The sequence below is a fragment of the Cyanobacteria bacterium QS_8_64_29 genome (genome assembly GCA_003022125.1).
Taxonomy (GTDB): domain Bacteria; phylum Cyanobacteriota; class Cyanobacteriia; order Cyanobacteriales; family Rubidibacteraceae; genus QS-8-64-29.
Window position 1 is genome coordinate 36,429 of the sequence record PXQH01000042.1, and the last position, 25,862, is coordinate 62,290.

Genomic DNA, 25,862 nt, shown 5'->3' on the forward strand with positions numbered 1-25,862 from the left:
GGCGCTTAACTGGGAACGACTTGAATCTGCACCTGCGCGGTCACCTCGGGGTGCAGCTTGACCTCGGCCTGATAGAATCCCGTCTGGTTGATGTCCTCGGGCAGGCTAATGCCGCGCCGGTCGATGGTATGGCCGGTGGTTTCGCTAATAGTATCGGCCACTTCCTGCGCCGTGACCGTGCCGAAAATGGCCTTGCCCTCGCCCACTTGCTTTTGAATGGGAAAGCGGCCCACCGTCTCGAGCGCCGTCTTGGCGGCCTCAGCTTCGCGCTTGGCCTCGAGCTGGCGCTGCCGCTCCTTGGCCTGGCGGTGCTCGCGCTGCTTGAGAGCGCTGTCGGTGGCGATGCTGGCTAGGCCCTGCGGGACCAGGTAGTTGCGCGCGTAGCCGGGCGTCACATCCACCAGATCGTCGGTTCGGCCGAGTTTGCGAACGTCCTGGTGCAGGACGACTTGCAAGCGCTTTGCCATGAGCTCTTCTCCGCATCGTGCTGCCCGCTTAGCGATCGCGGGTAAGCTATCTAGTTTAGAGGGCAAAGCGCCATTGCCGCAACCCAGCGGGGCCTCAAAAGCGGTCCTTTATCCGCCGGATTTGTGCGAAGGTTGCTACCGCATCCGCGCTGCCTGCCGCCGATTGCAAGGCAGGCGCATCCCAGCGCAGGAAGGGATTGGTGCGCTTTTCCACCGCGAGCTGCGACGGCACGGTGGCGCTATCCTGCTGGCGCTGCGCTTGCACCTCGCGCAAGCGCGCCTGCAGCTCGGGATTGTCGCCATCGACGGTGAGGGCGAACTGGAGGTTTTTGAGGGTGTATTCGTGCCCGCACCAGACGCGGGTGCAATCGGGGAACGCGCGCAGCTTGGCCAGCGAATCCACCATCTGCTCGGCGTTGCCCTCAAACAGGCGGCCGCAGCCGCCGGCAAACAGCGTATCGCCGCAGAACAGCTCGCCCGTTCCGCCCTCAGTCTCGGGCGGAAAGTAGTAGGCAATTTGGGCTCGCGTATGGCCGGGGGTAAAGACGATCTCGGCTTGGTGATCGCCCAAGGCGACCCGGTCGCCTTGTTCCAAAAAGCCATCCTGCTGCGGGATTCGGCCGCGATCGCCAGCACCGCCATAAACCCGAGCCTGGGGATGGCGCCGCTTGAGGGCCTCGTTGCCACCCACGTGGTCGAAGTGGTGGTGGGTGTTGAAAATGGCAACGAGCTCGGCCCCCAGCTGCGCCAGCAGCCGCTCGATGGGCTCAGATTCAGCCGGATCGACGGCGGCCGCTTCCTGGCGCTGCGGATCGTGCAGCAGGTACATGTAGTTGTCCGCTAGGGCAGGCACCCGATGGATGTCCATAGCCATGTTTCCCCAGGCGATTGGCGCTCGCGCACTCGCCTCCACCCTACCGCTGGCGCGGGAAGGTGACGAGGCCGCCGTTAGGATTGGGGCTGGCGCCCGTTTGTGGAGCTCCCGTGAGCGCATTCGCCCGCGAACGCCTGCTGTTTCAACCGGCCTCGCCGGACGTCCACGCCGTTCCCACCATCCTGGCCTATCCCAATACCTACAGCGTGGGCATCACCAGCCTGGGCTATCAGCTGGTGTGGGCCCATTTGGCAACGCGCACCGACGTCCGCGTCAGCCGCTCGTTTGGCGACGCCAGCGAGTCCCTGCCGCGCGAACCGGAGCTGGTGGGCTTTTCGGTGTCTTGGGAGCTGGACTACGGCAACATCCTGGATCGCCTCGAGGCACTGGAGCTGCCCGTGCGCACCGCCGATCGCGGTGATCGCCACCCGCTGGTCTTTGGCGGCGGCCCCGTGCTAAGCGCCAACCCCGAGCCCTTTGCTGATTTCTTTGACGCCATCTTGCTAGGGGACGGCGAGAATCTGCTCGACGGGCTGCTAGACGCTTACCAGGAAGTCCGCAACGCCGAGCGCGAGACGCAGCTGCACCGCCTGGCGCAGGTGCCGGGAATCTACGTCCCTAGCCGCTACGCGGTCACCTACCAAGCCCCAGACGAGCCCATCCAAGCCATCGAGCCCACTCACCCCGAGGTTCCGGCGCAGGTGCACAAGCAGACCTTTCGCGGCAACGGCCTGTCGCACTCGATGGTGGTGACCCCCGAGGCCGCTTGGGCGAGCATCTACATGGTGGAGGTGGTGCGCAGCTGCCCCGAGATGTGCCGCTTCTGCCTGGCCAGCTACTTGACGCTGCCCTTTCGCGCGGCCTCTGTGGAGCAATCCCTCATCCCCGCCATCGACCGGGGGTTGCAAGCCACCCAACGCATTGGCTTGCTAGGGGCCTCGGTGACCCAGCACCCAGAGTTTGAGGCCCTGCTCGATCGCTTGGCGCAACCGCAGTACGACGGCGTGCGGCTCAGCGTGGCCTCGGTGCGCGCCAATACGGTGACCGAGAAGCTGGCGCGTACCCTGGCCCGGCGCGAGACCCGCTCGGTCACCATCGCCGTCGAGAGCGGCTCGCCGCGGGTGCGCCAAATCGTCAACAAAAAGCTGGAGCAGGCCCAGATCGAGCGGGCTGCCATCAACGCTCGCGCCGGCGGCCTCAAGGGGCTCAAGCTTTACGGCATGGTGGGCGTGCCCGGCGAGGAACCGGCCGATTTGGACGACACAGTGGCCATGATGGCCTCGCTCAAGCAGGCAGCGCCGGGGTTGCGCCTGACCCTGGGCTGCAGCACCTTCGTGCCCAAAGCCCACACGCCCTTGCAGTGGTGCGGCCTGGATCCGGCCGGGAAAAAGCGGCAGCAGTACTTGCAGAAGCAGCTGCGCTCGCGCGGCATCGAGTTTCGGCCCGAGAGCTACAACTGGTCGGTGGTGCAGGCGCTGCTCTCGCGCGGCGATCGGCGGCTGTCGCAGTTGCTGGAGCTCGCGCGCGAGTACGGCGAGTCAGTGGGCAGCTACAAGCGGGCTTTCAAGGCCCTGCGCGGCCACATCCCGCCGCTAGAATTCTACGTTCACCAGCACTGGCCCCGCGATCGCGTCTTGCCCTGGCAGCACCTGCAAGGGCCGCTGCCGCCCCAAACGCTGCACCAGCATTACGAGGCTGCTGCCCGGCACTTCGATCGCACCCCGCAACCCACGGCTTAGATGCAGCTCCCAGCCGAGTTCCGCTGCGCTTTCTGCGGCGAGCGCAACCCCATTACCGTGGCGCTCGATGGCGGGTTGCAGCAGTCACCCATCGAGGACTGCCAGGTCTGCTGCAACCCCAACCTGCTGTTCATCCGCATCGACGAGGCCACCCTAGCCGTCGAAGTTGATGCGGACTGCAGCTCCTAGCAGCGCCTACTGCTGCGCGATGGGTGCCGGCGAAGGCAGCCGGTAGCGATCGCAGGCAGCTCGCTGCTCGGGGGTCATGTTGGCGCGGCGCTCCGGCTCGCTGGCCTCGGCCATCTCGATTTGCGCTGATAGCGGCGTGCTGCGGTGGAAGATCAGCGCCCGCAGGCAGCTCAAAACGCAATCCCGGATGGGGTAACCCTTGCGCTCGCCAGCCGTCACGTTGAGCGCGATCGACTCCAGCGACTGCACGTCGTAATCGAGCGGGGAGGCCTCCGTTACGCGCAAGTACTCGGCGTAAGCTGCCTGAATCTCGCTATCAGCGAGGATTTCCTTAACATCCATACCGTTACCTCGATAGAAGTTAAAACAAAAATTAACAAAATGCAATGCCGAGTGACTACTGCCCGCCGCTGGCGTCTCCCCTCGGGCTACCGCTGCCAGCGCCGGGCTTGCTAGCATGCTGGCCAGAGTGAATTGGATCGCGGACGCGCAGCGCAGCTTCCCCATGGAGCGCTATCGCGGTTTCGACATCCACATTCACGCCGACGAGGCCGGCTATCGCTTCACGCTGGAGAGCGAGTGGGGCGTGACGCCCGCGCCGCGGTTTTACCCTACGGCTGAGGCCGCCGCTGAGGCGGCTCGCACTAAAATCCAGCGCATGCTGGCCAAGCTGTCGCTAGCGCACGTGGTGGACGATTTCTACCAAACCGGCAAGATCGACCGCGACGAACACCGCCGCTTGAACGGTCTAGGCTGAGTTCTGCAGCGCGAACTCGTCGAATTTGATGGCAGCGGCCTCGGGCGTGCGCGTATCGAAGCGGTAGCTACTGACCGTGCCGCGCCCCGTATCCAGCAGGCTGAAAGCCGTCAGGGCATTGCTGGCGATGTAGGGCAGCGGTTGACCGTTCTCGCCGTACAGGGGCGCAATATTGGGCACGACCGGTTCCAAGCCGTAGGGATCGCCGCGCTCGGTGTAGGTCTCTCGGTGATTGGCAGGGACCGGGCGCCGCTGGGCGCGCCAGTAAGCGCCGTAGCTGTTGCCAACGTTGGAGGACTCCAGGTAGTGGGTGCCGCTGGCGCTGACAAAGCGGTTCCAGAGGTGGGAGTGGCCGTAAAAGACCAGCTGCGTCCCGGCAGCTTCCAATAGCGGCACGACATCGCGCGCCAGGTAGTCGCGCTCTTGCGGGTACTCGTAGCGTACGGCGCTGATGCGGCCGGCGCTATCCCGCTCGATGGACTGCACGGGATCCGTATAGGCCGGAACGACGTTGGCCCCCAGCGAGTGCGGCGGATGGTGGAGCATGACGATGCGGTAGGGGGCTTGCTGGAATGCTTCGCCAGCTAGCTCGGCCGCCAGCCAGCGGTACTGGGCGCTGCCGCGGTGGATGGGCTCAAAGATGTGCTGCCCGTAGCCCCAGTTGTGCGGATGGGGCAAATCGGCGTCCCGCTCGCGGTACTTGCTGCAAGCGTCAGGATCGAGGCTGGGGGTGCGCCAGACGCAGGTGGCATAGAGCACCACCAACCGGATGTCGCCCAAGGTCACCGCGTAGTAGCTCGAGTCGCCGCTCGGCCGCTGCGGTAGCGTCAAGATCTCGCGGTAGGTCTGGGCGTTAAAGGCGTGATCGCGAAACCAGGCTTCCCGCTCGCGAGCGCTAGCGGGGGCTGGGCCATCGAGCCGCTCGGCCGCCGAGCGCGGGATGGCGGCATCCATTTGATCCTCGAGCGGCTGCTCGCGCGAGAAGCGCCCCATGACCTCGTGATTGCCGATGGCGGCAAACAGCGGCGCTGACTGCAGCAGCGGCGCACCCCGGTAGGTGGCAGTGCGCCCGCCGCGCTCGAGCGCGACCCGAGCGTTGCCCTGCAAGCAGGGAAAAAACGCACCGCCGCGGGCGTCATCGAACCAGTCGGAGGCGCGATCAGGAATATCGGTCAGATCGCCGGCGAAGAAAATGCCATCCACCCGGTCTGCCACTGCCCCCACCTGCTGCAAGTTGGCGGCCGTCATGGGCTTGAGCTGGTGGTCCGAGGTCAGCAGGATCTGCAGCCGCTGGCCCGCTGGCGGCTTGGGGGCAAGCTCGAAGGTGGCGCTGCGCGCCACCGCGCCCGCTTCGTCCCAACTCGCCACGCAGTAGGGGACACGCTCGCCCGGCGTCAGATCCCGGACCTCAGCTTCGTGGCGCCAGATGGGACGTTCCTGGGGCGCCCTCTCAAGGGCGGCGACGCCCCCCGGCTGCCAGGAATCGGCATCTTCGCGGGTGCGGCTCAGCTGCGTCGTCGTCGCCTCGGTGCGCGCTGCCAGCCCAGGACCGCTCCAGACCGCATGCGCGCTGCCGCGAAACGCGGTAAACCACACCACGCGCACGCTGCGCTCGCTCGGGCACTGCAGCAGCGGATCCGTTAGCAGTTGCGGCGGGCCGGCCATAAGGCAGTCGATTCAACTCGGGTCGTAAAACTGGATTATGCCCCACTGACCGTCGGTGAGCCATTCCGGATCGCGCTGGCGGATCCATTCGATAGTGGCGGCGTCCAAGCCGGCGGCAACCTCGGATTTGAGCGTTCGCAGCAGCAGCAGTGGGGCCGGAAAGTCACCCGCGATATGGGCCCAGTCGCTGCTAAAGGCCCAGTGGCGATCGCCCAGCAGCCGCCGGTAGTTGGCATCGCCTTTTAGAATAACCAGCTCGGCGCGCGCCAGGTCGCGCGCCAGGGCTGCGGGCATTGTCCCAAGCGCTAAGGGCGCGCTCCAGAAAAAGTCGTCCTCCAGCCACAGCTGGCCCGTTCGTCGGTAGCCCTGCAGGCGCTGGCCCCAACGCTGCAGGGCCGGATCGGCAGCGGCTTCCAAAGCGGCAAGTGTATCGCGGGCGTCGGCCGCTGTGGCATCGGAGACCAAGAAAGGATGCGGCTTGAGGTGAAAGCGCACCTCGCCTGCTAGCTTGCGGGCCAGCAGCGCGTCCGCTAGGGCCAGATCACCCAGTAGCTCCGCACCGGCATTATCGGCCACAACCTCAATGCGGCCGCCCGCTCGCTGCGCCAGATGCGCGATCGCGGCTTCCCGCTGGTCTTGCAGCAGGCCGCCGCCGGCCTCGCCGGCCGAGCGCTTGCCCGGTTGCAGGCTCAGATCGGCCTGGTTGCCCCAAAGCGTTTGCTCGAGCAAGTCTTGCAGCGGACGCCCGTTGGCGCCATTGCACCCGGGCGGCCAGCGCTCGAGGGCGGCCTGCAACGCCGCTTGCTTGGGGGCGGCAAACGGATCGAGGCCTTGCGTCGCGCCGGGCAGAAAAAAGCCTGTGGCTTCCAGAATGCGGCGGTAAAAGTAGCACTCGGCTGGGTACCAGGGCAGCACCAGCCAGGGCTGGCCCAACCAGGGGGCCAGGTAGCCGTCCCAGTCTGCCGTATCGGGTGCCGCGCGATCGCAAAGCGCGCGCACGCTGCCGTTAGGCAGCGACTGCCGCAGCGCCTCGAGCGCCTCAACCGTTGCCGGCGACCAGGTGCGTTCCTGGGCCACCTGCTGCGCGATGGCCGGCCAGCGCTGGGTCAGCGTGTAGTAGGCGAACGAGCCCGGCTCAGAGAGCTCGAGCGGCGGCGGCAGCGGCTGTTGCGGTACGGACTGGGACACCTCGACGTTCTCCCAAGTGATCGTTGGCAGTAAGGATCAGCGTGACTCCAGCGCGGCTTGCAGGGAACGTGCTGGCGTCACGACCGGCCCGTGGAACGGCGGTGGCGCCTCGGCCTCGCTAGCCGCAAACCGGATCCGTTGGCTGCCTGTGGGGCCATCAGTCCCGGTGGCAGCGGGAGTCAGCCAAATGAGGGGACCCTGGGGCCAGCTAGCTTCGGCCAGTGCTTGGGGCTGCGCGGCCGCCAGGGCCGCCAGCACGCGCTGCTTGCCTCTCACGAGGCCGGTCTCTGGCAGCCACAGCCAAACGTCGAACTGCCGGCGGTGGGCGTAGCAATAGAGCGAAGCGGCGGCGCTCGCTGCCAGCTCGAACGTGCTGGCCGGCCAGCGCGCCGTCCCATCCAGGCTGATGGTAACCTCGCGCGTCTGGGGCGGTGTCTCAAGCTCGCGCACGCGCAGCTCGCCGTAGCGGGCGCTGGTGCGCCAGTGAATCAGGCGTACGGGATCCCCGCGCCGGTAGGGGCGAATGCCTTTAAACACCCCTTCCGGGTCGGTTCTGTACGCGCGATCGCGGCGGATGCGGGAACCAGCCGCCTGCCCCAGCGAATCGAGCAATGGGCAGCGCGCCAGGGGCAAGACCGGCGGGTGGACGATGGCCCGAACAGGCAAGGCCCAGTCGCGGCAGGCCCAAAACAGCCCGAGCGGCGTGGCGCTCCTGAGCCGGACCGCGTGCCAGCGATAGATGCCGCGCTGCTGGGGAACCAAGGTGTAGCGCCAGCAGTAAGTGCCGCGCGCGGGGACGCGCTCGATGGCAGCCTGGGCGGGTGGGCCCAGCGCGACCGGTACGCCATCGCGCGCTTGCAGCAGCTGCTTGGGGTGAGCGCTGGGGTTGGCGACGGTCAGCTCGAGCGTCAGGCGCTCGCCCACAGCAACCGGCTCGATGCCGCCGCGCTGCACTTGCAGCCCAGCCAGCGCCCGCCGCGGGGCCACAGCCGCGATCGCCAGCAGGCCCAGGATGGTACCGCTCAGGGCGTACAGCCAGCCCGCCATTGTGTTGGTGGCAGCGCCAAAAAAGCACAGGGCCAGCAGCAGCAAAACGCCACCCCCGTAGGTGGGGCGGCCAGCCCGCCGTTCCAACCCCTCGCTCAGGCGAGCTGCAATTGCCACGCGCTGCCTCCGCCGCTGGCTCAGAAGCGGTATCCGCGATTGCCGACCCAGAGCCGGACCGGCACCGCATATCCGCGGCGATCGACTTTAACCTGCAGCAGCATCCGCTCGGAAGGCGCCAGCTCGCGGATGCGCTCGTTAATGGCCTCGCGCTGGCCTTCTGGCAAGTAGTAGCGATCCAAGCCGTAGTCAATGCCGTAGCGCTTTTGCCTGCCACGCAAAGCGATGCGATCGGCGGGCAAGTCGCTAGGGCGTTGCGCTCGAACGGCCACCGGCATCCAGGCCTGCTGCTCCTGCTCGGAGGCCTCCAGAATGACGTAGAACGCGGTTCCCACCGCTAGTTGGTTTGGATCTTGCTCCGAGCGGGATTGGGCCAGCAACTGCTCCCAACCGGATAGATCCTGCAACTGCGAGCGGCGCGAGATGGCCAAGTTGAGGGTTTGGCTGTAGCCGCGCAACAGCTCGTAGGGGTCAACTGGCCCCACGCGCAGGAAGGCTGTCTGACCCGTTACGTAAGTATAAGCTGAGCGAGCCGGAACAGCCAGCACCAGAGCAACTTGCAAGGCAAGCGGCAGCCAGAAGTGCCAGTGGGGCAAGCGAGGGCTCGTGTCGTCCGGCATAAGCTATCAGCGAGGGCGGATCGCGCGGCGCTCGAACCACAGGCCTGCTGCCAGGATGGCGGCACCGCATAGCAGCAGTCCCCCGGCCTTCAGCAGCAAGCTGGTGTCGTACTCCAGCATGCGCGAGGTGAGCTGCAGCACGAGCAACAGCATGCCGCCCCAAAAACCGGACCGTCGGGCGGTTGTCAGGCCCCAATTCAACAGGCTGAGGGCTAGGGCCAGCAGCAATCCGTTAAACGCGACTGTCGCTGCAATACCGATGGAATGAGTGCTGTGGATGCCCGGGATCGCAGCGGCCGCCGCAATGGCCGCTCCCGTGGCAGCGCTCGCCCGATCAGGCCACCAAACGCGGCCGCTTTCTCCTGAACGGCCCAAGCGCCACCAGCCCCATAGCGCAACGCCGCCCAAAACGGCCGCGTTGAGACCGACCGGCAGCGGATCGGCGGTGGCACCCATCATCAAAAAGTTGCGATCGGGCAAGTCCGCCCAAACCCAGCGGAACGAAAAGGTATAGAACTGCCCTGCTAGCAAGATGATGGCAAGGCGCCGCACGATCGCGCCCGCCTCTAGTGATCGCGGCTCCCAACCAGCTCCCCCATAGCCCCACAGCAGTGCCGGCGGCAGCGCGAATGCCAACGCAGTCATTCCGGCACTCGCACTGGGTAGGGCGTTGGGATCGTTAGGAACGGCCGCCAGCAGCACCACCCCTAGCGAAAACACCACCAGCGCTGCCGCAAGACCGAAGGCCCAGCGGGAGCGGCACCAATGCGCGAGCGGAACGAGTCCGCCTGCTGCCAGCAGGGGGGTATATTGGACCCACCCGCGCTCGAATGATGGTAACGGTAGACCGATTGCCTCAGTTGAATTTGCCGTTCCGTAAGCGATCCAGACCAACAACGTTGTCGTGGCGGCCAGCAGGGCCGATCGCAAACCTAGGGCCATCACGGCAACGCCTAAAGCCCAAGCCGCGTATAGCTGGTAGAGCGGACCGCTTTGATGGAACAACTGCGATCCCAGCGCCAGGTTGGCGCCCAGGGCAAGCGCCCCCAGCAGCAACAAGCCCTGTCCCAAGCGGTACCGCCAGCCGCCCGCGGCTGATCGCCACAGATAAAACCCTGCTGCCTCAGCGGCGATCGTGGCGCCCAACAGCAGCCCCACCTTGAGGGCTTTGGGCATGGCCTGCCAGTTCGCGGCGACAAAGGTAATAACAGCAAGCCCAACGAGCAGGCCACCCAGTCCGAATAGCAGGGCGGCAAAGCGGTTGCGACTGGCTTCTTCTAGCGTTTCGAAGCGGTAGCGGCGCGCTAGCTCGCCATAGAGCGCCGCATCGATGGTGCCCTCGGCATACCACTGCTGGGCTTCTTGGCGTAGCTGGCGGCGGAACCGCTCCGACGGCATGGACTCGGCTGCGCGAGCGGGCTAAACGTTGAACTTGAACGTAATGACGTCGCCTTCTTGAACAATGTAATCTTTTCCCTCAGAGCGGAGCAACCCTTGCTCGCGGGCGGCGTTCAGGGAGCCGGCGGCCACCAGCGAGTCGTAGTCGATGGTCTCGGCCCGGATGAAGCCGCGTTGCATATCGGAGTGGATGGCACCGGCTGCCTCGGGGGCTTTCATACCAGCGCGAATGGTCCAAGCACGAGTCTCCTGCTCGCCGGTGGTCAAGTAGGTGCGCAGGCCCAGGCGCTCGTAGGTGGCTCGGATGAGCGATTGCAAGCCGCCCTCGCTAACCCCCAACGAAGCCAGATAGGCTTGCCGCTCGGCCGGTTCGAGCTCGATCAGCTCGGACTCCACCTGCGCCGAGACCACCACCGTCGAGGCGCCCTCTCGCTGGGCCACCTCGCGCACGCGCTCCACCCACCCATTGCCGGTGGCAATGTCGGGCTCGGCCACATTGGCTGCGTAGATGACAGGCTTGGCACTCAACAGGCCCAGGTGCTTGATGGCAGCCAGCTCCTGCGCGCTCAGCTCGAGCTGCCGCACGGCTTTGCCCTCGCTCAGGGCCGGCTCGAGCTTTTCCAAAACGGCCAGTTCGGTTTGGACGCTGGCGTCTTTTTTGGCTTCTTTGCGCGCGCGCTGCAGGCGCCGCTCGAGCTGCTCCAGATCGGAGAGGACGAGCTCGAGGTTGATGGTCTCGATGTCGCGCTCGGGGTCCACGCCACCGGCAACGTGGGCGATTTCGTCGCTCTCAAAGCAGCGCACAACGTGGACGATGGCATCGACCTCGCGGATGTTGGCCAGGAACTGATTGCCCAGGCCTTCCCCTCGGCTGGCCCCCTCGACCAACCCGGCAATATCGACGAACTCGATGCGGGTGGGCACGATGCGTGCCGAGTTGGACAGCTCGGCCAGGACGGCCAGGCGCTCGTCCGGAACGGCCACAACGCCCACGTTAGGCTCGATCGTGCAAAAGGGGAAGTTGGCGGCATCGGCCGCAGCGTTTTCGATCAGCGCGTTGAAGAGCGTGGATTTGCCCACATTGGGCAGCCCGACAATTCCGGCTCTCAGCATGGCTCCTTCGCTTGCGGCACGGCACCAACAGGCGCGATCGCCCATCCCATTGTAGGGAACGCCCATGCGCTCAGTTGGCGCTGCGCGCCCCATTGATGGCTGCCGAGACTAACAACGCCACCGCGCAAGCGCAGGCACCGCTGCTGCAAGCCCTGCAAGCCCAAGCCCAGCGCTCCGATGCCGCTTTTTATACACCTGGTCACAAGCGCGGCCAGGGGAGCCCGGCCGCGCTCGCCCGGTTGCTCGGGACGGCCGCCCTGCGCTCGGATTTGCCCGAGCTACCCGAGCTGGACGATCTGTTTGCGCCCTCAGGGCCCATCGCCGAGGCCCAAGCCCTGGCCGCTGCCGCCTTTGGCGCCGATCGCAGCTGGTTTTTGGTCAACGGCTCGAGCTGCGGCATTGCGGCCGCCATGCTGGCGGCTTGCGACCCGGGCGACAAAATCGTGCTGCCACGCAACAGCCACCAGTCCGCCATTTCGGGCGCGATCACCTCGGGGGCGATGCCAGTGTTTGTCGAGCCTGCGTGCGAGCCGAGTTCCGGGCTGGCCGCGGGCGTTGCGCCGGCCGCGATCGACGCCGCCCTGGCCCACCATCCCGATGCCCGCGCCGTGCTGGTCGTCCGGCCCACCTACCAGGGATTCTGTAACGATCTGGCGGCGATTGCAGACCGAGTGCACCGCGACGGCATCCCGTTGTTGGTGGATGAAGCGCACGGCGCGCACTTGGCCTTCCACCCCGAGCTGCCGCAATCGGCGCTGGCGGCAGGGGCCGATCTGGTCGTGCAGTCGAGCCACAAAACGCTGGGGGCCTTAACGCAAGCGGCCATGCTGCACTGCCAGGGCGCGCGCATTGATACCGAGCGCATCGCCAGTGCCTTGCAACTGCTGCAATCGAGCAGCCCCAACTACGCGTTGCTGGCCTCGCTGGATGCCGCCCGGCAGCAAATGGCGCTTGAGGGCAACGCCCGCATGGCCCAAACGCTGGCGTTGGCGAAGCGCGCGCGCGATCGCATCCCGCATCAGGCCGGATTGCCGGTACTGGGCCTGACGCCGTCCCATCGCTCGGGGGGCGCCTCGGCGCTCGATCCCACCCGCCTGACAGTCGATGTCTCGCCCGCGGGCCTCAGCGGCTTTGCCGCCGATGGCCTCCTGCGCGATTGGCTGGGCGTAACCGCCGAGTGCCCGCTGCCGCACCACCTCACCTTTGCCCTGAGCCTAGGGAATGCGGCTAGCGATACCGATTGCTTGATAAGATCGCTAGCTATCCTCAGCGAGCAGTTTGGCTGTGCCCGAGCATCAGCTGCTTTCGCTCTGGGCGAGCGTCCCCCAAGCGACCTGAGCCGTTCCCCGCGCGAAGCATTTTTTGCGCCCAGCCAATCGCTGCCGCTCGAGCGCGCGGCTGGCGAGGTTAGCGCGGAGTCGGTCTGCCCTTACCCACCCGGCATTCCCGTCCTGGTGCCGGGAGAGGCCATTGCCCCCGCCACGGTCGCCTACCTGCAACAGCTGCGCCGGTTGGGCGTTCGCATTACCGGATGCCGGGATCCACACTTACGGGCTCTGCGCGTCGTCCGTGCCCCGTGAGCCCTCTGGACGCGAGTGACCCCACGCCCATGCCTTCTGCAAGCTGGCCCTATACCACCCCTGGCATTCCCGATAGTTGGTTCGAGCAGCTACCCGGCATCCCCATGACGGAGCGGGAAGTTCGGCTGCTGCTGTTGGCCAGCTTGCGCCTGCCTGCGCAGGGCGTGTTGTGGGATATTGGCGCCGGCACGGGAACGATTGCAGTCGAAGCGGGGTTGCTGTCCCCGCAGGGCCAGGTGATCGCCATCGAGCGCGATGAGGAAGTCGTTAGCCTGATCCGCCGCAACTGCGAGCGCTTTGGGGTCAGTAACGTTGACGTTATTGCTGCACGTGCCCCAGACTGCCTGGCGCAGCTGCAGCCGCTGCCGAACCGCATTTGCATCGAGGGCGGTCGGCCGCTCGATCGGACCCTGCGCGACGCCTGGGAATACCTACAGAGCCCGGGGCGGGCGGTCATCACGGCCCGCAACCTCGATACCCTACATGTGCTCTCGCAGGGATTGGTGCAACTGCAAGCCAGCAACATCGAGATCGTTCAATCGGCTGTCAACCGTTTGGAGGCCCGCGGTGCCGAGCAGCACCTTGCTGCCGTCGACCCCATTTTTGTCATCAGCGGCGACAAAACTTAGCAGTGCCCGCGCCCTTCGGGCTCGGACGCTGGTATCGGGCATCCGTTAAATTTAGGTTAGGCTCCAACCTGTTGCTTGTCAGGCCCTCACTTCATGTCGCTACCCCGGCTTGCCAGCGCCATCCTGGCAATTGCGGTCTCGCTCGGCGCGATCGTGGCTGGCGGCTGGTACTTCACCCTGGCAATCGCGATTGCCGTGTTCGTCGGGCAGTGGGAGTACTTTCGCCTGGTCCGAACCAAAGGCAGCGTTCCGGCTGCCAAGACCACATTGGTCGTTTCGCAGCTGTTGCTGGTTGCGGCCGCCGTCTCGCCGCTGACGGCCGATGCTTTGTTTCCCATCGCCGGGATGCTCGTCTGTTTCTACTTGCTGCTGCAGCCTCGCCCTTCCACGATTGCCGATGTCTCCACCTCCATTCTGGGCTTGTTCTATGGGGGCTACCTTCCCAGCTACTGGATCCGGCTGCGCGTGGGCATGGCCCAACCGGCAAGCGATGGTGGTCCCATTCAAGCGGGGCTTGCGGGTAGCCGCAGCTTCCCACTGGACGGCCTCTGGCCCCATACCAGCGCGCTACCGGTGGGGCTAGCCATCGTCCTGCTGGCGTTTGGCTGCATCTGGGCGGCCGACATTGGCGCCTACACCATGGGTAAAGCCATCGGGCGGACGCAGCTTTCTCAAATCAGCCCCAAAAAAACGGTTGAGGGAGCTCTGTGCGGGCTGGTTGCGAGCGCGGCCGTTGCCGAGTTGGGGGCTTGGTCGCTCGGCTGGCCCGTTTGGCCCTTGAGCGGCCTGCTCTTGGGCGTCCTCATTGGTATTGCCAGCGCGATTGGCGACCTAACCGAGTCGCTGATCAAGCGGGATGCTGGCGTCAAAGACTCCAGCCAGCTCATTCCGGGGCACGGCGGCATTTTGGATCGCACCGATAGCTACGTCTTTACGGCACCGCTGGTGTACTATTTCATAACGCTGGTTCTGCCGCTTTTCCCGGGTGGCGCCGGTAGTTAAGGCCGGACGGTAAACTGCCCGCGCAACCAGAGCGCGCCTGCCTGCAAGCGCAACTCATCCAGCTGCAAGTCCGGGCCCAGTGCAATTTGAGCGCTTTCGCTGGCAGCAGCTAATGTCCGTCCGGCGCAGGTAATTTGCAACGGTTGCAGCTGCAGCCGATTGGGGGCGGCCAGCTGCAGCCCACCCTGCAGCATTAACGGCACAGCCGTACTGGCAGGGGGCACCAGCGATCCCCACAAGGCCAGGCCATTCAACTGCAAGCGGGCATCATGCCAGTGCAGCTCGCTGCCAGGCTCGACTAACTCGGGTCCCGCGGTGCGCGCTAGCAGATCCCGCAGCGCTGCGTGTAATAACGGTGATGCCAGCGATGCCTGCAAGCCGCGCTCGCTCAGGCAAAGCTGGCCGCTAACCGGGACGGGCGCTAGCAAGCGGAATGCCTGTCCCTGCCAGAGCTGGCCCACATTGGCTTGGATTCCGCGGCCGGTAAGCTCGATCGCCTCCAAATGCAGCCCGGTGTAGCTGGCATGGCGGCATGCAAGGCGAACTGACTCAATGCAGCCGCGCAGGAGTTGCGCGTTGCGGCTGTCGATGGCAAGCTGCAACCCATCCGCACGCTCGAGCTGTGATCGCAGCCACAACCGCAAGGCCACCTCCAGCAGCGAGCCGAGCGAGTGACGGGACGCTAAGGCTGCCACGGCGGTTCTGCTCCTGGGGCAGTGTCGCTTGCGGCCAGATAGCCCTCGACTAAATAATCCGGCGCGATCGCGCGCCAGCTCACATCCGTCAGCATTTGGGCTTGCTGGAGGGTCGCAATGCCCAAATCTCCCACAGGCGAGGGCGCCCCGCCATCGCCGATCAGCTTGGGGGCAATAAAGGCCATCAGTTTTTGCACGCCCCCTTGGGCGATGGCGCGAGCGGCTAAGCGACCGCCGCACTCCCACAGCACGCGGTTCAGCTGCCGTTGGTACAGCTCGGCCATGGCTGCCGCTGGCGTTAGCGCAGGCAGCGCGATCGCCTCAACGCCGCGATCGCGCAGTTGCCGGATCCGAGCGGGATCGGCGCCGCGCTCGGTCAGCACCAGCGTTGGGGCTTGGGTCACTTGCCACAAACGGGCGTCTGCCGGCAGATCCAGCGTGCGGCTCATGACCACGCGCAGCGGCTCCCGCCTGCCAGTGCCGTGCGAGGTCAGCTGGGGATCGTCCTGCCGGACCGTATCGCCTCCAACGATAACTGCATCGCAGGCAGCGCGCTCGCGGTGGACGGCATGGCGCGCATTCGAGCCAGTTACCCACTGGCTGTGACCGGTAGCTGTGGCAATTTTGCCATCGAGGGTCATGGCGTATTTGAGCACGCCGAACGGGCGCTGGTGGCGAACCCGATGGGTGAAGGCTTCGTTCAAGCGCTGGCAGGCCGCCGCCTCGATCCCGATTGAGACCTCAATGCCCGCTGCTTGCAGGCGCTCGATCCCGCCGGTGGCCTCGGGGTTGGGATCGCGCATGCCAATGGCAACGCGCGCGATGCCGGCCGCGATTAGGGCCTCCGAACAAGGCGGGGTCCGGCTGTGGCGGTTGCAGGGCTCCAAATTGACATAGAGGGTGGCACCGCGAGCGCGCTCGCCCGCGGCTTGCAGCGCGTTGGCCTCAGCATGCGGCCGGCCGGCGCCGGCGTGGAACCCTTCGCCGACAATGGTTCCCTCGCGCACCACGACGGCTCCTACCAGTGGGTTGGGGGCCGTTTGCTCCAGCGCGCGGCGCGCCAGTTCCAAGCACCGGCGCATCATGGCGCGATCGAAGGCCGTGCCGAAGGCCTCGCTAGCAGCAGGCTCGCTCATGCCAGAATCGACAGAATCGCTGCAGCCCAAGGGGGCGATTGCAGCCAACCAGAGCCATACTAAATTGCTGCGAGTTGGGTTGCAGCTGACTCCTCAGCGCTCCCTCCCTTCGGCCCGATCGCCCTCGGGCATTGCGAGCGGGAGTAGTGCAGGAACCCGCTCGGCCAAATCGGGCAGGGCTAGCGTAGCGCTTGCCAGGCTCGGAAGCGCCCAATCGGGCGGATAGCCGTCTCCGCCATCCCAGCGGGATGCCTCGCGCGGCAGGCGCGCCGCGATCGCGCGTGCCACATCGGCGCGGGTCAGCGGCCCCACTACCTCGCCTGTTGCCAACACGACAGTGATGTCGTGATCGCTGCTTTGCTCGAGCTGCTCAACCGCCACCGCCAGCGGGGCCTCGGCCCGCACGGTGGGCACCTGGGCCAGCGGCCGCGCAATGTTGCCCACCGTGCGGCGATCCCAGGCGCTGCGTTCGATGGCGTGCAAGTCGGTGGCGTAAGCCTTGCCGATGCAGTCACTGCCTGCGAGCGCGTAATAGGGCTCGCTCGGGCCTGCATGGCGAATGCCCGCCTGGGCCAGCGCGCGCAACGGCGAGTGGGCAGCAATCCAGCGCACCTCGCGGTGGAGTGCGTCAGCCGCCTTGAGCTCGACCAGCGTCGCTTGCAGGGCCAGGCTGCGCCCGCTAGCCTGAGCGCTACGCCAAAGGATGCCGCCAATCAAGGCAAGCCAGAGCGCATGGGCAGCGTCAGCGAGCAGCGCGCCGGCAAGACCGCCGGCTGCGACCAGTACGCCCATCCCCTGCCCGGCGCGAGCTGCCCAGTGTCCGGCTGCCAGTCGGTCGCTGCTGCGTTGCCACAGGGCAGCTTGGAGCAGGTGGCCGCCATCCAGCGGCAAGCCGGGGAGCAGGTTGAATCCGGCTAGGGTGAGGTTGAGTGCGGCAGCCGCCCAGGCGCCGTCGCGTCCTGGGGGCGGCAACGCTAGCGCAAGCACGCCCAGGCTAGTGCCCAACGCCAGGCTGGCTGCCGGTCCGGCAGCCGCCACCCAAGCCATTTGCGCCGGGTGCCAGGGGGCTCGCTCAAGGCTGGCAACACCGCCAAAGCAAAACAGCACGATGCGACCGACTGGCAACCCCTGCGCGCGGGCAGCCAGGGCATGACCGAGTTCGTGCAGCCAAGCTGAGGCCAGCAGCGTTAGCGCGATGGCTGCCCTGGCCATCCAACCTGGGGACTCAAACGTGGCACCGGCTGCCACCCATATCGCAACGGCCAGCCAGGTGGCATCCAGATAAAGCGGTATCCCCAGGGGCGCCCCCAGGCGCCGGCTGGCTTGCATGGCTCCACAGGCGCGCGGCCCTTCCAACCTAGACCAGGGCGCTTATGGGTCGCTGCCGCGCCCAGTCAACGGCGCTCGGCTTCCAGGGCGGCCCCTGCTGCGCCATCCAGCAACCACCAAAGCTCGCCGCTGGGCTGAATGGCGCGCGCCGGATAAGCCATCTCGTCGCCGTCGGGGGCAAAAACGTGCTGCAGGGCCTCGGTTTTGGCCTCGCCTGCCACCAAAAACACCACGCAGCGCGCCTGGTTGAGCGCTGGCACTGTCAGCGTCAGGCGCGGGTTGCCATCCTTGCGACCGACGGTGACCCAGCGATCGCGGACCTGCACCGCCTCGCTTTGGGGGGATAGCGAGGCGGTGTGCCCGTCATCACCCATCCCCAGCAACACGAGGTCAAAGCGTGGGCCCTCGCCAGGTGCGGGTTGGAAACATTCCTGCAGCGTGGCTTCGTAGGCTCGGGCATCGGCTTCGGGGTCGTTGGCCTCGGTGGGCATGGGATGGATGTTGCCTGGCGGAACCCCAACGCGATCGAGCCATGCCTCGCGGGCCATGCGCTGGTTGCTGTCGGGGCTGTCGGCTGGGACGTAGCGCTCGTCCCCCCAAAAGGCATGGATTTGGTGCCAAGGGAGCGATTCTTGCGCCAGTGCTTGGTAGAGCGGTTGGGGCGTTCCGCCGCCCGCCAGCGTGATCGCGCACCAGTCCCGCTGCCGGATCGCGGCCATTATTTTGTCGCGCACCAGGGCAAGCGCGCGCGCGATCAGCGCGTCCCGATCCGCTAAGACCTCAATATTTTGAGCCATGCCGGTTTCTCCAATCCTCCCCTTGATCGAGCGGCATCATGCCGGCAGTGTCAATCCCGCAGGCGCAACCGAGCCGCCCCAACCCCCGACGCGCCGCGATGCTAGAATCAGCCAGAGCATCTCGGGCGGGCGAACTTCGATCCAGCGCCCGATGGCGCAATGACCCTAGATTGCGCCAGGTCGACTGTGCTCGTACCGCTGCCCGCTTGCCGTTGGAAATTGTAATGCCTATGCGCCGACAGCCTCGCCGCATTGCGCGGGAACTCGCGCTCTTGAGCCAGAGCCAACTCAGCCGCAACCCGGACAAGCTGGCCCAACAACAGCTCAACGATCTGGTGGTTGCGGCCATCCGTGCGCTCACCGGCGAAGCCAACGACAGCCTAGAAACCGCAGCTGCCGAGCTTCAGCGCGGCAACGAGCGCCTGTTGAACAGCGAAACCAACGCCACCACGCTCCAGGGCGCGCGTACCATGGCCGGCGAGGCAATCGAGCTAACGCAAACGGCCATCAATCGGGTGGGGACATCGCTCGAGCTGCCCGAGTTCGTCTGCGTTGCTGACCAGCAGGCCGTGCGGGACTACGCGGTAACGCTATTGCAGACCATCGGCGAGCATCGCGCTGCCATCGATCGCGACCTAAGCGCGGTCATGCGGGATTGGCAGCTGCATCGGCTGCCCCAAATCGAGCGCGATCTACTGCGCTTGGCTGCTGCCGAGATGCAGTTTCTGCAGCTACCAGCCCAGGTAGCGATCGACGAAGCCATCGAGCTAGCCAAGCGCTATGCTGATGAGGAAGGAGCGCGGTTTCTCAACGGCGTCTTGCGGCGCGTCAGCGATCGGGCCCAGGCCCCTTCAAGCGGGTAATTTAACCTTGCCGCCATCCAGCGACTGAGGTGCCTGCCGTGTTCAACTGGTTTCGCCGCCAATTCCAAAAACGCGAACCAGCGCCGGAAGCAACGGAAGCGCAATCCCAAACGTCCCCGCCAGCCCAGGCCGAAGCGGCCGAAACCGAGACCGCAGCCAGCGAGAGTGCGCCGGCAAGCAGCGCCAGTTCGCAAGATTATTTGGCTTGGGCCAAAGCGGCCTATCAAAACATCCAAAGCGCGCAAGCCGCCGCCAGCGAGACGGCCGAAAGCGGCGAAACTGCCGCAGCGGCCGAGACCAGTGACGATACTGATGCGGCCGGGGCCGATGCTGGCACCACCGCAACGGAAGCGCCTGCTGGCGACGGCCAGGCCGCTGCGGATGCCGCCAGCGGACCGGCGTGGCTGCAGCAATCGGACGGGTTGGAACGGCTGAGGGCCACCGCCATGGAGGCCCCGCCAGTTGAAGGAAGCACCGAGACGGCAGCACCGAGCACCGCCGATCGCGAGGCCGGCGGGGTCGCCTTCGACGACGAATTCATTTGGGCGGCCCAGGTCCTGGCCGATCGCGGGCAATCGCCCGACCAAATTTCGGCCGAAGAGATCGACTGGCTCAAAAAGCTGCGGCGCGGGCTGGGCAAGACCCAGCGCGGTTTTGTCAATCAGCTCAAGGCCATTGTCGGTCAGGGACCGCTCAACCGCGAGGCTATCGACGAAATCGAAGCCTTGCTGCTGCAGGCCGACGTCGGCATTGAGGCAACCGATGCCATCATCGAAACCCTCCAGGAGCAGGTGCGCCAAGCGTCGCTGCCCCCCGAGCAAGCGCTCGAGACCCTCAAGCAGATCCTGTGCGAGGTGCTGGATCGCCCCCTCAACGAACAGCCCCGCAGCACCCTCGTCCCGGACTCCAGCAGCCTGGATATCTGGCTCATCGCCGGCGTTAACGGTTCGGGCAAAACGACCACCATCGGCAAGCTCGCCCACATGGCGCGCCAGTCGGGCTATCGCTGCACCATCGCCGCCGCCGATACCTTCCGTGCCGCCGCCGTCGAGCAGGTGCGGGCTTGGGGCGAGCGCAGCGGCGCTCATGTTGTAGCCAACCCCAGCCAGAATGCCGATCCGGGGGCCGTGGTCTTTGATGCCATCAGTGCAGCCCAGTCCCGCCAGAGCGACCTGCTGCTGGTGGATACGGCCGGGCGCCTGCAAAACAAGAAAAACCTCATGGACGAGCTGGGCAAAATTCGCGGCGTCATCGACAAGCAGGCGCCTGAGGCCAACGTCGAATCCTTGCTGGTCATCGATGCCACCCTGGGTCAAAACGGGTTGCGCCAGGCTGAGGTGTTTGCCGAGGTGGCCCGCTTGAGTGGTGTCGCGCTGACCAAGCTCGACGGCAGCGCCAAAGGCGGCGTGGCGCTGGCGATTGCCCAACAGCTGAATCTGCCCATCCGGTTTGTGGGCGCTGGGGAGGGCATTGAAGATCTGCGGCCGTTCTCTAGCTACGAGTTCGTCGAAGCCCTGTTGAGCGATTAGCGCCGGTCCTGGGCGCGCGCTCGGATTGGCATGCTGGGCAATGAGCGCTATGATTGGCTGGCATTCGCGCCGCGGTGCTGCCCCGGTCCCGTCTGAGTCGTACTGATGCCATGACAGCCGTACCCAGATCCCAAGCATCGGGGTCCCAGAATGGCACCCAAGCAGGCCGGGACGCCCGCACCACACCCGTCAAAACGCTCAAAGCGCTGGTTGCCGAGCTCTATACCGAGCAGCACAAAACCCAGAACTTATTGAGTTCGCTGAGCTTTGCGCTGCGCAGCTTCAATAACCTCAACCAGTTTCTGGAGCTCATCCCGCTAATGGCAGCGCGAGTGGCGGATGCCGAGGGCAGCGCGCTGCTGCTCTACCACCAAGATGGGCAGCTGCACCTGGAGCAGATGCACTGCCAGGGCAAGGGCAATCGCAGCTGCCAGGACGTCCGGCAAGCCCTAGTGAGTGCCACCCGCCAGATCGCCATGCCCGTGCTGCAGGACGGGACGGCGGCAACACTGGAGGCGGATGGCAATACCGCTGCTGCTGGCAGTGAGACAAACGCAGCGCCGTTCGAGACTCAGGTGCGGCACTACTTGGGCACTGATGTGGCCCTATTTAGTACGCCGGTGCTGGTTCAGGGCGTCGAGCGCGGGCGCTTGTACGTTTTTAGCCGCGATGCTGATTACCAGTGGACGGCAGCCCGGCAGCAGCTCGTCCAGCTCGTGGCCGATCAAGCAGCCGTGGCGATCACCAACAACGATCTCACCGCCGAGGTCAGCCGCAAGGAGCGCCTGGATCGCGAGCTAGAGCTAGCTTCCGACATTCAATCCCACCTACTGCCGCGCGAACATCCGCCCATTGCGGGCGCGGACATCGCAGCCACTTGCGAAACGGCCGATCGCGTGGGGGGAGACTACTACGATTTTATTCCGGCTCACTACGACGGGCAGCACGCCTGTAGCCGCAACGAGCAGGGCGCCTCAGCCAGCACGCAACCGTGGGGCATCGTCATTGGCGATGTCATGGGCAAGGGCGTCCCAGCCGGGCTGATTGCCACCATGATGCGCGGCATGCTGCGGGTTGAGATTCCCAACCGCCACTCCCCGGCGCAAATTCTCGAGCATCTCAATTGCGCCATGTACGAGGACTTGGATAGCTCTTCCCGCTTTGTGACGCTGTTTTACTCCGAATACGACCCGCAGACCCAGACCCTGTCCTACAGCAATGCCGCTCACAATCCGCCGCTGCTGTGGCGCGCCGCAACCGGCGAGATTCAGACGCTCGATAGCGAGGGCGCCCTCATTGGCTTGGATGCCAGCTCACGCTACGAAGACGGCCAGGTCCAGCTTGCCCAGGGCGATACGGTCGTCTACTACACGGATGGCCTCACCGATGCGGTCGATCCCCAGGGCGAGCGCTTTGACGATACCAACCTGCAGTCGGCCGTCCGCCTAGCCTGCCAGCAGCACGCGAGCGCCCAAGCCATTTTGGATGCGATTTTCGAGCGCGTGTGGCGCTTCATTGGCAGCGGCAACCGCAACAGCGACGATATGACGGCCGTGGTCTTTAAAGTAGGACCGACCCCTTCCTAACGGCCGCGTCCGTGCCCGATCCGCTGGCTGGTTGCAGCCCTCCCGTTTGGCAACCTGAGGTTGGAGGAGCAGCAGTGGCAGCCGATCGCCCCTGGAGCGAGCGTTTTGAAGCCGCCCTCAATCCGGCCATCGCGCGCTTCAATGCCAGCATCGGCTTTGACCTTGAGCTGCTGCCCTACGACGTTGAAGCCTCCATCGCCCACGCGCGGATGCTGGCCCGCACCGGCATCGTGACCGAGGGCGAGGGCGAGCAGCTCGTTGCCGGCTTGCAGCAAATTCGCACCGAGTACGAGCGCGGCACCTTCCAGCCCAGCCCGGAAGCCGAGGACGTGCACTTTGCCATCGAGCGGCGGCTGATCGAGATCGCCGGCGAGGTGGGCAAAAAGCTCCACACCGCGCGATCGCGCAACGATCAAATCGCCACCGACCTGCGGCTGTACCTGCGCGATCGCATCGATCGCTTGCGCGAGCGGTTGCGCGAGTTCCAACAGGTACTGCTCGATCGCGCCGAGGCGCACGTCGAGACGCTCGTTCCGGGCTACACGCACCTGCAGCGGGCGCAGCCGCTGAGCCTGGCCCACCACTTGCTGGCCTACCTCCAGATGGCCCAGCGGGATCGGGAGCGCCTAAGCGAGGTGCGCCGGCGCACCAACCGCTCGCCGCTGGGCTCGGGCGCACTGGCCGGCACGACCTTCCCCATCGACCGCCATGATGCGGCCGAGCAGCTGGGGTTCGAGGGCATCTGCACCAACAGCTTGGATGGCGTCAGCGATCGCGACTTTGCCATCGAGTTCCTGCACGCCGCCAGCCTGATTGGCCTCCACCTGAGCCGCCTGAGCGAAGAGATCGTGCTCTGGGCATCGCAGGAGTTTGGCTTTGTGACCCTGACCGGGCGCTGCGCCACAGGCTCCAGCATCATGCCCCAAAAGAAAAACCCGGACGTGCCGGAGCTAGTGCGCGGCAAGAGCGGGCGCGTCTTCGGGCACCTGCAAGGCTTGCTGACGGTGATGAAAGGGCTCCCGCTGGCCTACAACAAGGACCTGCAAGAAGACAAAGAGCCCCTGTTCGATAGCGCCCGCACCGTCGAGGCTTGCCTGGAGGCCATGACCATCCTGCTGCGCGAGGGCATCGAATTTTGTCCCCAGCACTTGAGCGAGGCCGTGGCAGCCGATTTTGCCAATGCCACCGATGTGGCCGACTACCTTGCTGCGCGGGGCGTGCCCTTTCGCGAGGCCTACGCGCTGGTGGGTCAGCTGGTGCGGCAGTGCTTGAGCGAGGGCAAGCGGCTGCCGGATCTAACCCTGGCCGAGTGGCAGGCGCTGCACCCAGCTTTTGAGGCCGACATTTACGCGGCGATCGCGCCCGAGCAAGGCGTGGCCGCGCGCAACAGCGAGGGCGGTACTGGCTTCGAGCAGGTGCGGCAAGCGCTGGCCCAAGCGCGCGCGCAGCTGCAAAGCGAGTGATCCCTACTTTTGCCCGCAAAAACGGCAGTCGCGATCGGGTCGGCAGCGCGTTCGCTCTTGAGACGCTCTACAGCAGTCTAGACAACTGCATAACGGCGGGCGGCTGCGGCTATGGCAAAAGCGAGGCAGCAATCCCGCTATAGGAGGGAATAACCATGGCACTTAACAAGCCGCTAAAAGCACTGCTACTGGGCTCGGTCGCCGTCAGCTTGGCTGGGGCAGGTGCCGCACACGCAGGTCCGAATGCGCCTGATACTCAGTTCCCGAGCGAGACCTACACGCCAGGCTCGGGGAGCAGCATCAACACTGACTCCACTCGGGGCTCTGGCGAGCAATTCCCGAGCGATACTTACACGCCGGAGTCGGGAAGCAATGGTAACGGTGAGGGCAACTTCGGTGAGGACCGCCTCACGCCGGGATCGGGGGGCAACAACAACGCCGACTTCGAGAACCCCCACGACGTGGAGCGGCAAAACCAGGGGAGTCGTTCCTCTTCTGGGCCCTCTGATACCAATTTGAGCGGCGGATGCACGCTTGCCAAACAACATGACTCCCATATTAAGGTAGTTCCGGAGATCGGAATCTAGTGCACAAGCCACGAGAATTGGTATGACAACGCGGTCAATAACGGTGCACTTCCAATCGATGCATCCAATAACGCGGATCTCGGTTACAGGTTCTAATCTGGCCTGACGGACCGACGCGCTAAAGGGGCCTCCCAATAGCTGGCGATCTGCTGCCACTCGCGCTCGGTTAGCGGCTGCGTTGCCAGTGCAATGCCAAAGCAGTCGCGGGCAGCCGCCGCGAGCGCCGCGATCGCCGCCTCGACCGATGGCAGGGTCAGTCCTGGGGGCGGCTGATCGCGCTCGCCAAACAGGCGCTCGGCCAAGGCAGGATTGGGGGCCAAGCGCATGGCGCCGTGCTGCAGTAGGGCCTGCCCCTGGCGCAACTGGGCGCTGCCGATGAGCTTGTAGCCCTCGCGCGTAACCAAATCCGCCCCGGTAGCCGTCCCGAAGCAGTGGGAATCGCGCGCGTAGCGCCGCCCGGCCGTGCCGTAATGCAGCGGGATGCCCAGCGATCGCCACCCCGCAATTAAAAACTGGCAGAGCGCGGTATAGGCCTGCTGGCGCTGCGGCGGTAGGCCTGAGGTCACCACGGCATAGGTGAGATCGCCTTGGTGCAACACAGCGCGCCCGCCCGTGGGGCGGCGGACGATTTCCAACCCTGCCGTACGGGCCAGCTGGTGCCAGTGCTGGGGCCAGCGGCGCTGGTGGTAGCCTAGCGAGATGGCTGGCGGGCGCCAGGTATAGAAACGCAAGCTGGGGGGCTGCCAGCCCTGCTGGTGCTGCGCCAGCAGCCAGCGGTCGATCGCCATCTGGGTGGCCCCATCCGAGCTCAGCGGCGGAATCCAGCGCCAGACGGCTCCCCGGGCGCGCTCGATCGCCACTCAGGCTGTCCCAAACTCGGCCTGCAAGCACTCGTCGTTGTCGTCGGCCACTGTGGCAACCAGCGTAATGGCGCGCGAGATCTCGCCCGGCGTCAGCCCCGCATTGGTGCGGTTGACGGCCACGACCGCTTGCTGGTTGAAAATGCTAAAGCACGCTTCAAAGGTATCGCTCCAGTTGAGCTCGAGCAGCTGGCGCATCAGGCGGGCTTCGTCGCGAGCCGGTAGCGACAGCACTGGCGACCAGACTGTCAGCGTGTCATCATCACTCTCGCCGGTCAGCCGCACCAAGACCTCAACGCTGCCGTAGCGAAACTTCCAAAGGTAGGCTTCGCTGCCGTGATTGACCATGGCGCTGTTGTCTTGCTCTAGCGCCGCAATCACGGTCTCGATCTGCTCGCGATGGGAGGTTTGGGCCTCGGCTGAGGCCAGCTCCGCCGAGACCGAGGCCGCAGCGGGATCGTCGTCCTGGGCGGCGGGATCCGCGTTTGAGGCTGGGGCGCTCATGGCACGCTCCTATTTGGCCGAGTCGCTAGCGCCTCAAAGCCTAACATCGGCCCGATGCCGCGGCTGGCGCGGAGGGATACAAAAAAGCGCCACAACGCATTGTGGCGCTGCGATCGCCTGCCGGCCTG

The 25,862-nt window shown here is 65.7% G+C and carries 26 protein-coding genes; 11 read left to right on the forward strand and 15 right to left on the reverse strand.

The features are described 5' to 3' along the window. Positions 1-5: 5 nt before the first annotated feature. Positions 6-467, reverse strand: coding sequence for a 50S ribosomal protein L9 (locus BRC58_06965; protein PSP17147.1), 462 nt, complete (start codon positions 465-467; stop codon positions 6-8). Positions 468-561: 94 nt separating this feature from the next. Continuing rightward, the gene (gene gloB, locus BRC58_06970; GenBank protein PSP17148.1) at positions 562-1,335 is read right to left on the reverse strand and encodes a hydroxyacylglutathione hydrolase; all 774 of its coding nucleotides are present in this window, start codon (positions 1,333-1,335) and stop codon (positions 562-564) included. Positions 1,336-1,451: 116 nt separating this feature from the next. Here gloB and BRC58_06975 point away from each other — a divergent pair, with 116 nt between their 5' ends. Continuing rightward, positions 1,452-3,080: a radical SAM protein gene (locus tag BRC58_06975; protein PSP17149.1), complete on the forward strand. Its 1,629-nt coding sequence runs from the start codon at positions 1,452-1,454 to the stop codon at positions 3,078-3,080. After that, the gene (locus BRC58_06980; GenBank protein ID PSP17150.1) at positions 3,081-3,269 is read left to right on the forward strand and encodes a CPXCG motif-containing cysteine-rich protein; all 189 of its coding nucleotides are present in this window, start codon (positions 3,081-3,083) and stop codon (positions 3,267-3,269) included. A gap of 6 nt (positions 3,270-3,275) precedes the next feature. On the opposite strand, the gene BRC58_06985 is transcribed toward BRC58_06980, so the two are convergent. Further along, positions 3,276-3,611, reverse strand: a complete 336-nt coding sequence (locus BRC58_06985) for a hypothetical protein (GenBank protein PSP17151.1) — start codon at positions 3,609-3,611, stop codon at positions 3,276-3,278. Between the two features lie 115 nt (positions 3,612-3,726). On the opposite strand from BRC58_06985, the gene BRC58_06990 reads away from it, so the two are divergent. Then, positions 3,727-4,026: a hypothetical protein gene (locus tag BRC58_06990; GenBank protein ID PSP17152.1), complete on the forward strand. Its 300-nt coding sequence runs from the start codon at positions 3,727-3,729 to the stop codon at positions 4,024-4,026. Here the strand turns inward: BRC58_06990 and BRC58_06995 are convergent. The 6 genes from BRC58_06995 to BRC58_07020 are packed head-to-tail and all read right to left on the reverse strand — an operon-like array spanning position 4,018 to position 11,174. Next, positions 4,018-5,691, reverse strand: a complete 1,674-nt coding sequence (locus BRC58_06995) for a metallophosphoesterase (protein ID PSP17153.1) — start codon at positions 5,689-5,691, stop codon at positions 4,018-4,020. The two genes, BRC58_06990 and BRC58_06995, sit on opposite strands and share 9 nt — an antisense overlap. Positions 5,692-5,703: 12 nt before the next feature. After that, positions 5,704-6,879: a hypothetical protein gene (locus BRC58_07000; GenBank protein ID PSP17154.1), complete on the reverse strand. Its 1,176-nt coding sequence runs from the start codon at positions 6,877-6,879 to the stop codon at positions 5,704-5,706. Positions 6,880-6,915: 36 nt separating this feature from the next. Beyond that, positions 6,916-8,043 carry a DUF58 domain-containing protein gene (locus BRC58_07005; protein PSP17155.1) on the reverse strand — a complete coding sequence of 376 codons (1,128 nt, stop codon included), beginning with the start codon at positions 8,041-8,043 and terminating at the stop codon, positions 6,916-6,918. A gap of 20 nt (positions 8,044-8,063) precedes the next feature. Next, positions 8,064-8,663: a membrane-anchored protein gene (locus tag BRC58_07010; protein ID PSP17156.1), complete on the reverse strand. Its 600-nt coding sequence runs from the start codon at positions 8,661-8,663 to the stop codon at positions 8,064-8,066. A 6-nt stretch (positions 8,664-8,669) separates the two neighbouring features. After that, positions 8,670-10,061 (reverse strand): DUF2157 domain-containing protein, encoded by a 1,392-nt coding sequence (locus BRC58_07015; GenBank protein PSP17157.1) that lies wholly within the window; start codon positions 10,059-10,061, stop codon positions 8,670-8,672. A gap of 21 nt (positions 10,062-10,082) precedes the next feature. Then, entirely contained in the window at positions 10,083-11,174 is a 1,092-nt protein-coding gene (locus BRC58_07020) for a redox-regulated ATPase YchF (protein PSP17228.1), read from the reverse strand. A 95-nt stretch (positions 11,175-11,269) separates the two neighbouring features. Between BRC58_07020 and BRC58_07025 the strand changes: the two genes are divergently transcribed. The 3 genes from BRC58_07025 (at position 11,270) to BRC58_07035 (ending at position 14,385) form a co-directional block, all read left to right on the forward strand. Then, positions 11,270-12,754 carry a lysine decarboxylase gene (locus BRC58_07025; GenBank protein PSP17158.1) on the forward strand — a complete coding sequence of 495 codons (1,485 nt, stop codon included), beginning with the start codon at positions 11,270-11,272 and terminating at the stop codon, positions 12,752-12,754. Between the two features lie 29 nt (positions 12,755-12,783). Next, complete coding sequence (cbiT, locus tag BRC58_07030) at positions 12,784-13,383, forward strand: precorrin-6Y C5,15-methyltransferase (decarboxylating) subunit CbiT (protein ID PSP17159.1); 600 nt, start codon at positions 12,784-12,786, stop codon at positions 13,381-13,383. Between the two features lie 93 nt (positions 13,384-13,476). Then, entirely contained in the window at positions 13,477-14,385 is a 909-nt protein-coding gene (locus BRC58_07035) for a phosphatidate cytidylyltransferase (GenBank protein PSP17160.1), read from the forward strand. Here the strand turns inward: BRC58_07035 and BRC58_07040 are convergent. From BRC58_07040 to pgl, 4 genes are all read right to left on the reverse strand, one after another. Continuing rightward, on the reverse strand, positions 14,382-15,320 hold the full coding sequence (locus BRC58_07040; GenBank protein ID PSP17161.1) for a DUF2993 domain-containing protein: 939 nt from the start codon (positions 15,318-15,320) through the stop codon (positions 14,382-14,384). The two genes, BRC58_07035 and BRC58_07040, sit on opposite strands and share 4 nt — an antisense overlap. Then, positions 15,068-16,216, reverse strand: a complete 1,149-nt coding sequence (gene ribD / locus BRC58_07045) for a bifunctional diaminohydroxyphosphoribosylaminopyrimidine deaminase/5-amino-6-(5-phosphoribosylamino)uracil reductase RibD (GenBank protein ID PSP17229.1) — start codon at positions 16,214-16,216, stop codon at positions 15,068-15,070. Before ribD ends, BRC58_07040 begins: the two co-directional genes overlap by 253 nt. A gap of 93 nt (positions 16,217-16,309) precedes the next feature. Further along, a complete protein-coding gene (locus BRC58_07050) occupies positions 16,310-17,545 on the reverse strand; it encodes a hypothetical protein (protein ID PSP17162.1) in 1,236 nt (411 codons plus the stop codon). Positions 17,546-17,610: 65 nt separating this feature from the next. Beyond that, complete coding sequence (gene pgl, locus BRC58_07055; GenBank protein ID PSP17163.1) at positions 17,611-18,342, reverse strand: 6-phosphogluconolactonase; 732 nt, start codon at positions 18,340-18,342, stop codon at positions 17,611-17,613. Between the two features lie 224 nt (positions 18,343-18,566). Between pgl and nusB the strand changes: the two genes are divergently transcribed. From nusB to BRC58_07080, 5 genes are all read left to right on the forward strand, one after another. Continuing rightward, positions 18,567-19,205 (forward strand): transcription antitermination factor NusB, encoded by a 639-nt coding sequence (gene nusB / locus BRC58_07060; protein ID PSP17164.1) that lies wholly within the window; start codon positions 18,567-18,569, stop codon positions 19,203-19,205. Positions 19,206-19,243: 38 nt separating this feature from the next. Beyond that, entirely contained in the window at positions 19,244-20,734 is a 1,491-nt protein-coding gene (locus tag BRC58_07065) for a signal recognition particle-docking protein FtsY (GenBank protein PSP17165.1), read from the forward strand. Positions 20,735-20,844: 110 nt separating this feature from the next. Then, positions 20,845-22,320 carry a guanylate cyclase gene (locus BRC58_07070; GenBank protein PSP17166.1) on the forward strand — a complete coding sequence of 492 codons (1,476 nt, stop codon included), beginning with the start codon at positions 20,845-20,847 and terminating at the stop codon, positions 22,318-22,320. 74 nt (positions 22,321-22,394) lie between these two features. After that, a complete protein-coding gene (gene argH / locus BRC58_07075; GenBank protein ID PSP17167.1) occupies positions 22,395-23,783 on the forward strand; it encodes an argininosuccinate lyase in 1,389 nt (462 codons plus the stop codon). A 155-nt stretch (positions 23,784-23,938) separates the two neighbouring features. After that, a complete protein-coding gene (locus tag BRC58_07080; protein PSP17168.1) occupies positions 23,939-24,370 on the forward strand; it encodes a hypothetical protein in 432 nt (143 codons plus the stop codon). A gap of 92 nt (positions 24,371-24,462) precedes the next feature. Here BRC58_07080 and BRC58_07085 read toward each other — a convergent pair whose 3' ends face one another. Beyond that, on the reverse strand, positions 24,463-25,158 hold the full coding sequence (locus BRC58_07085; protein ID PSP17230.1) for a biotin--protein ligase: 696 nt from the start codon (positions 25,156-25,158) through the stop codon (positions 24,463-24,465). A 72-nt stretch (positions 25,159-25,230) separates the two neighbouring features. After that, positions 25,231-25,734 (reverse strand): YbjN domain-containing protein, encoded by a 504-nt coding sequence (locus BRC58_07090; protein ID PSP17169.1) that lies wholly within the window; start codon positions 25,732-25,734, stop codon positions 25,231-25,233. Between the last annotated feature and the right edge of the window lie 128 nt (positions 25,735-25,862).

What these genes read in the sequence shown, in the direction of transcription:
- BRC58_06965 (PSP17147.1), bottom strand. Translation starts at nt 467, where the DNA reads ATGGCAAAGCGCTTGCAAGTCGTCCTGCACCAGGACGTTCGCAAACTC.
- gloB (PSP17148.1), bottom strand. Translation starts at nt 1,335, where the DNA reads ATGGACATCCATCGGGTGCCTGCCCTAGCGGACAACTACATGTACCTG.
- BRC58_06980 (PSP17150.1), top strand. Translation starts at nt 3,081, where the DNA reads ATGCAGCTCCCAGCCGAGTTCCGCTGCGCTTTCTGCGGCGAGCGCAAC.
- BRC58_06985 (PSP17151.1), bottom strand. Translation starts at nt 3,611, where the DNA reads ATGGATGTTAAGGAAATCCTCGCTGATAGCGAGATTCAGGCAGCTTAC.
- BRC58_06990 (PSP17152.1), top strand. Translation starts at nt 3,727, where the DNA reads ATGCTGGCCAGAGTGAATTGGATCGCGGACGCGCAGCGCAGCTTCCCC.
- BRC58_06995 (PSP17153.1), bottom strand. Translation starts at nt 5,691, where the DNA reads ATGGCCGGCCCGCCGCAACTGCTAACGGATCCGCTGCTGCAGTGCCCG.
- BRC58_07010 (PSP17156.1), bottom strand. Translation starts at nt 8,663, where the DNA reads ATGCCGGACGACACGAGCCCTCGCTTGCCCCACTGGCACTTCTGGCTG.
- BRC58_07015 (PSP17157.1), bottom strand. Translation starts at nt 10,061, where the DNA reads ATGCCGTCGGAGCGGTTCCGCCGCCAGCTACGCCAAGAAGCCCAGCAG.
- BRC58_07020 (PSP17228.1), bottom strand. Translation starts at nt 11,174, where the DNA reads ATGCTGAGAGCCGGAATTGTCGGGCTGCCCAATGTGGGCAAATCCACG.
- BRC58_07025 (PSP17158.1), top strand. Translation starts at nt 11,270, where the DNA reads ATGGCTGCCGAGACTAACAACGCCACCGCGCAAGCGCAGGCACCGCTG.
- cbiT (PSP17159.1), top strand. Translation starts at nt 12,784, where the DNA reads ATGCCTTCTGCAAGCTGGCCCTATACCACCCCTGGCATTCCCGATAGT.
- BRC58_07035 (PSP17160.1), top strand. Translation starts at nt 13,477, where the DNA reads ATGTCGCTACCCCGGCTTGCCAGCGCCATCCTGGCAATTGCGGTCTCG.
- ribD (PSP17229.1), bottom strand. Translation starts at nt 16,216, where the DNA reads ATGAGCGAGCCTGCTGCTAGCGAGGCCTTCGGCACGGCCTTCGATCGC.
- BRC58_07050 (PSP17162.1), bottom strand. Translation starts at nt 17,545, where the DNA reads ATGCAAGCCAGCCGGCGCCTGGGGGCGCCCCTGGGGATACCGCTTTAT.
- pgl (PSP17163.1), bottom strand. Translation starts at nt 18,342, where the DNA reads ATGGCTCAAAATATTGAGGTCTTAGCGGATCGGGACGCGCTGATCGCG.
- nusB (PSP17164.1), top strand. Translation starts at nt 18,567, where the DNA reads ATGCCTATGCGCCGACAGCCTCGCCGCATTGCGCGGGAACTCGCGCTC.
- BRC58_07070 (PSP17166.1), top strand. Translation starts at nt 20,845, where the DNA reads ATGACAGCCGTACCCAGATCCCAAGCATCGGGGTCCCAGAATGGCACC.
- BRC58_07080 (PSP17168.1), top strand. Translation starts at nt 23,939, where the DNA reads ATGGCACTTAACAAGCCGCTAAAAGCACTGCTACTGGGCTCGGTCGCC.
- BRC58_07085 (PSP17230.1), bottom strand. Translation starts at nt 25,158, where the DNA reads ATGGCGATCGACCGCTGGCTGCTGGCGCAGCACCAGCAGGGCTGGCAG.
- BRC58_07090 (PSP17169.1), bottom strand. Translation starts at nt 25,734, where the DNA reads ATGAGCGCCCCAGCCTCAAACGCGGATCCCGCCGCCCAGGACGACGAT.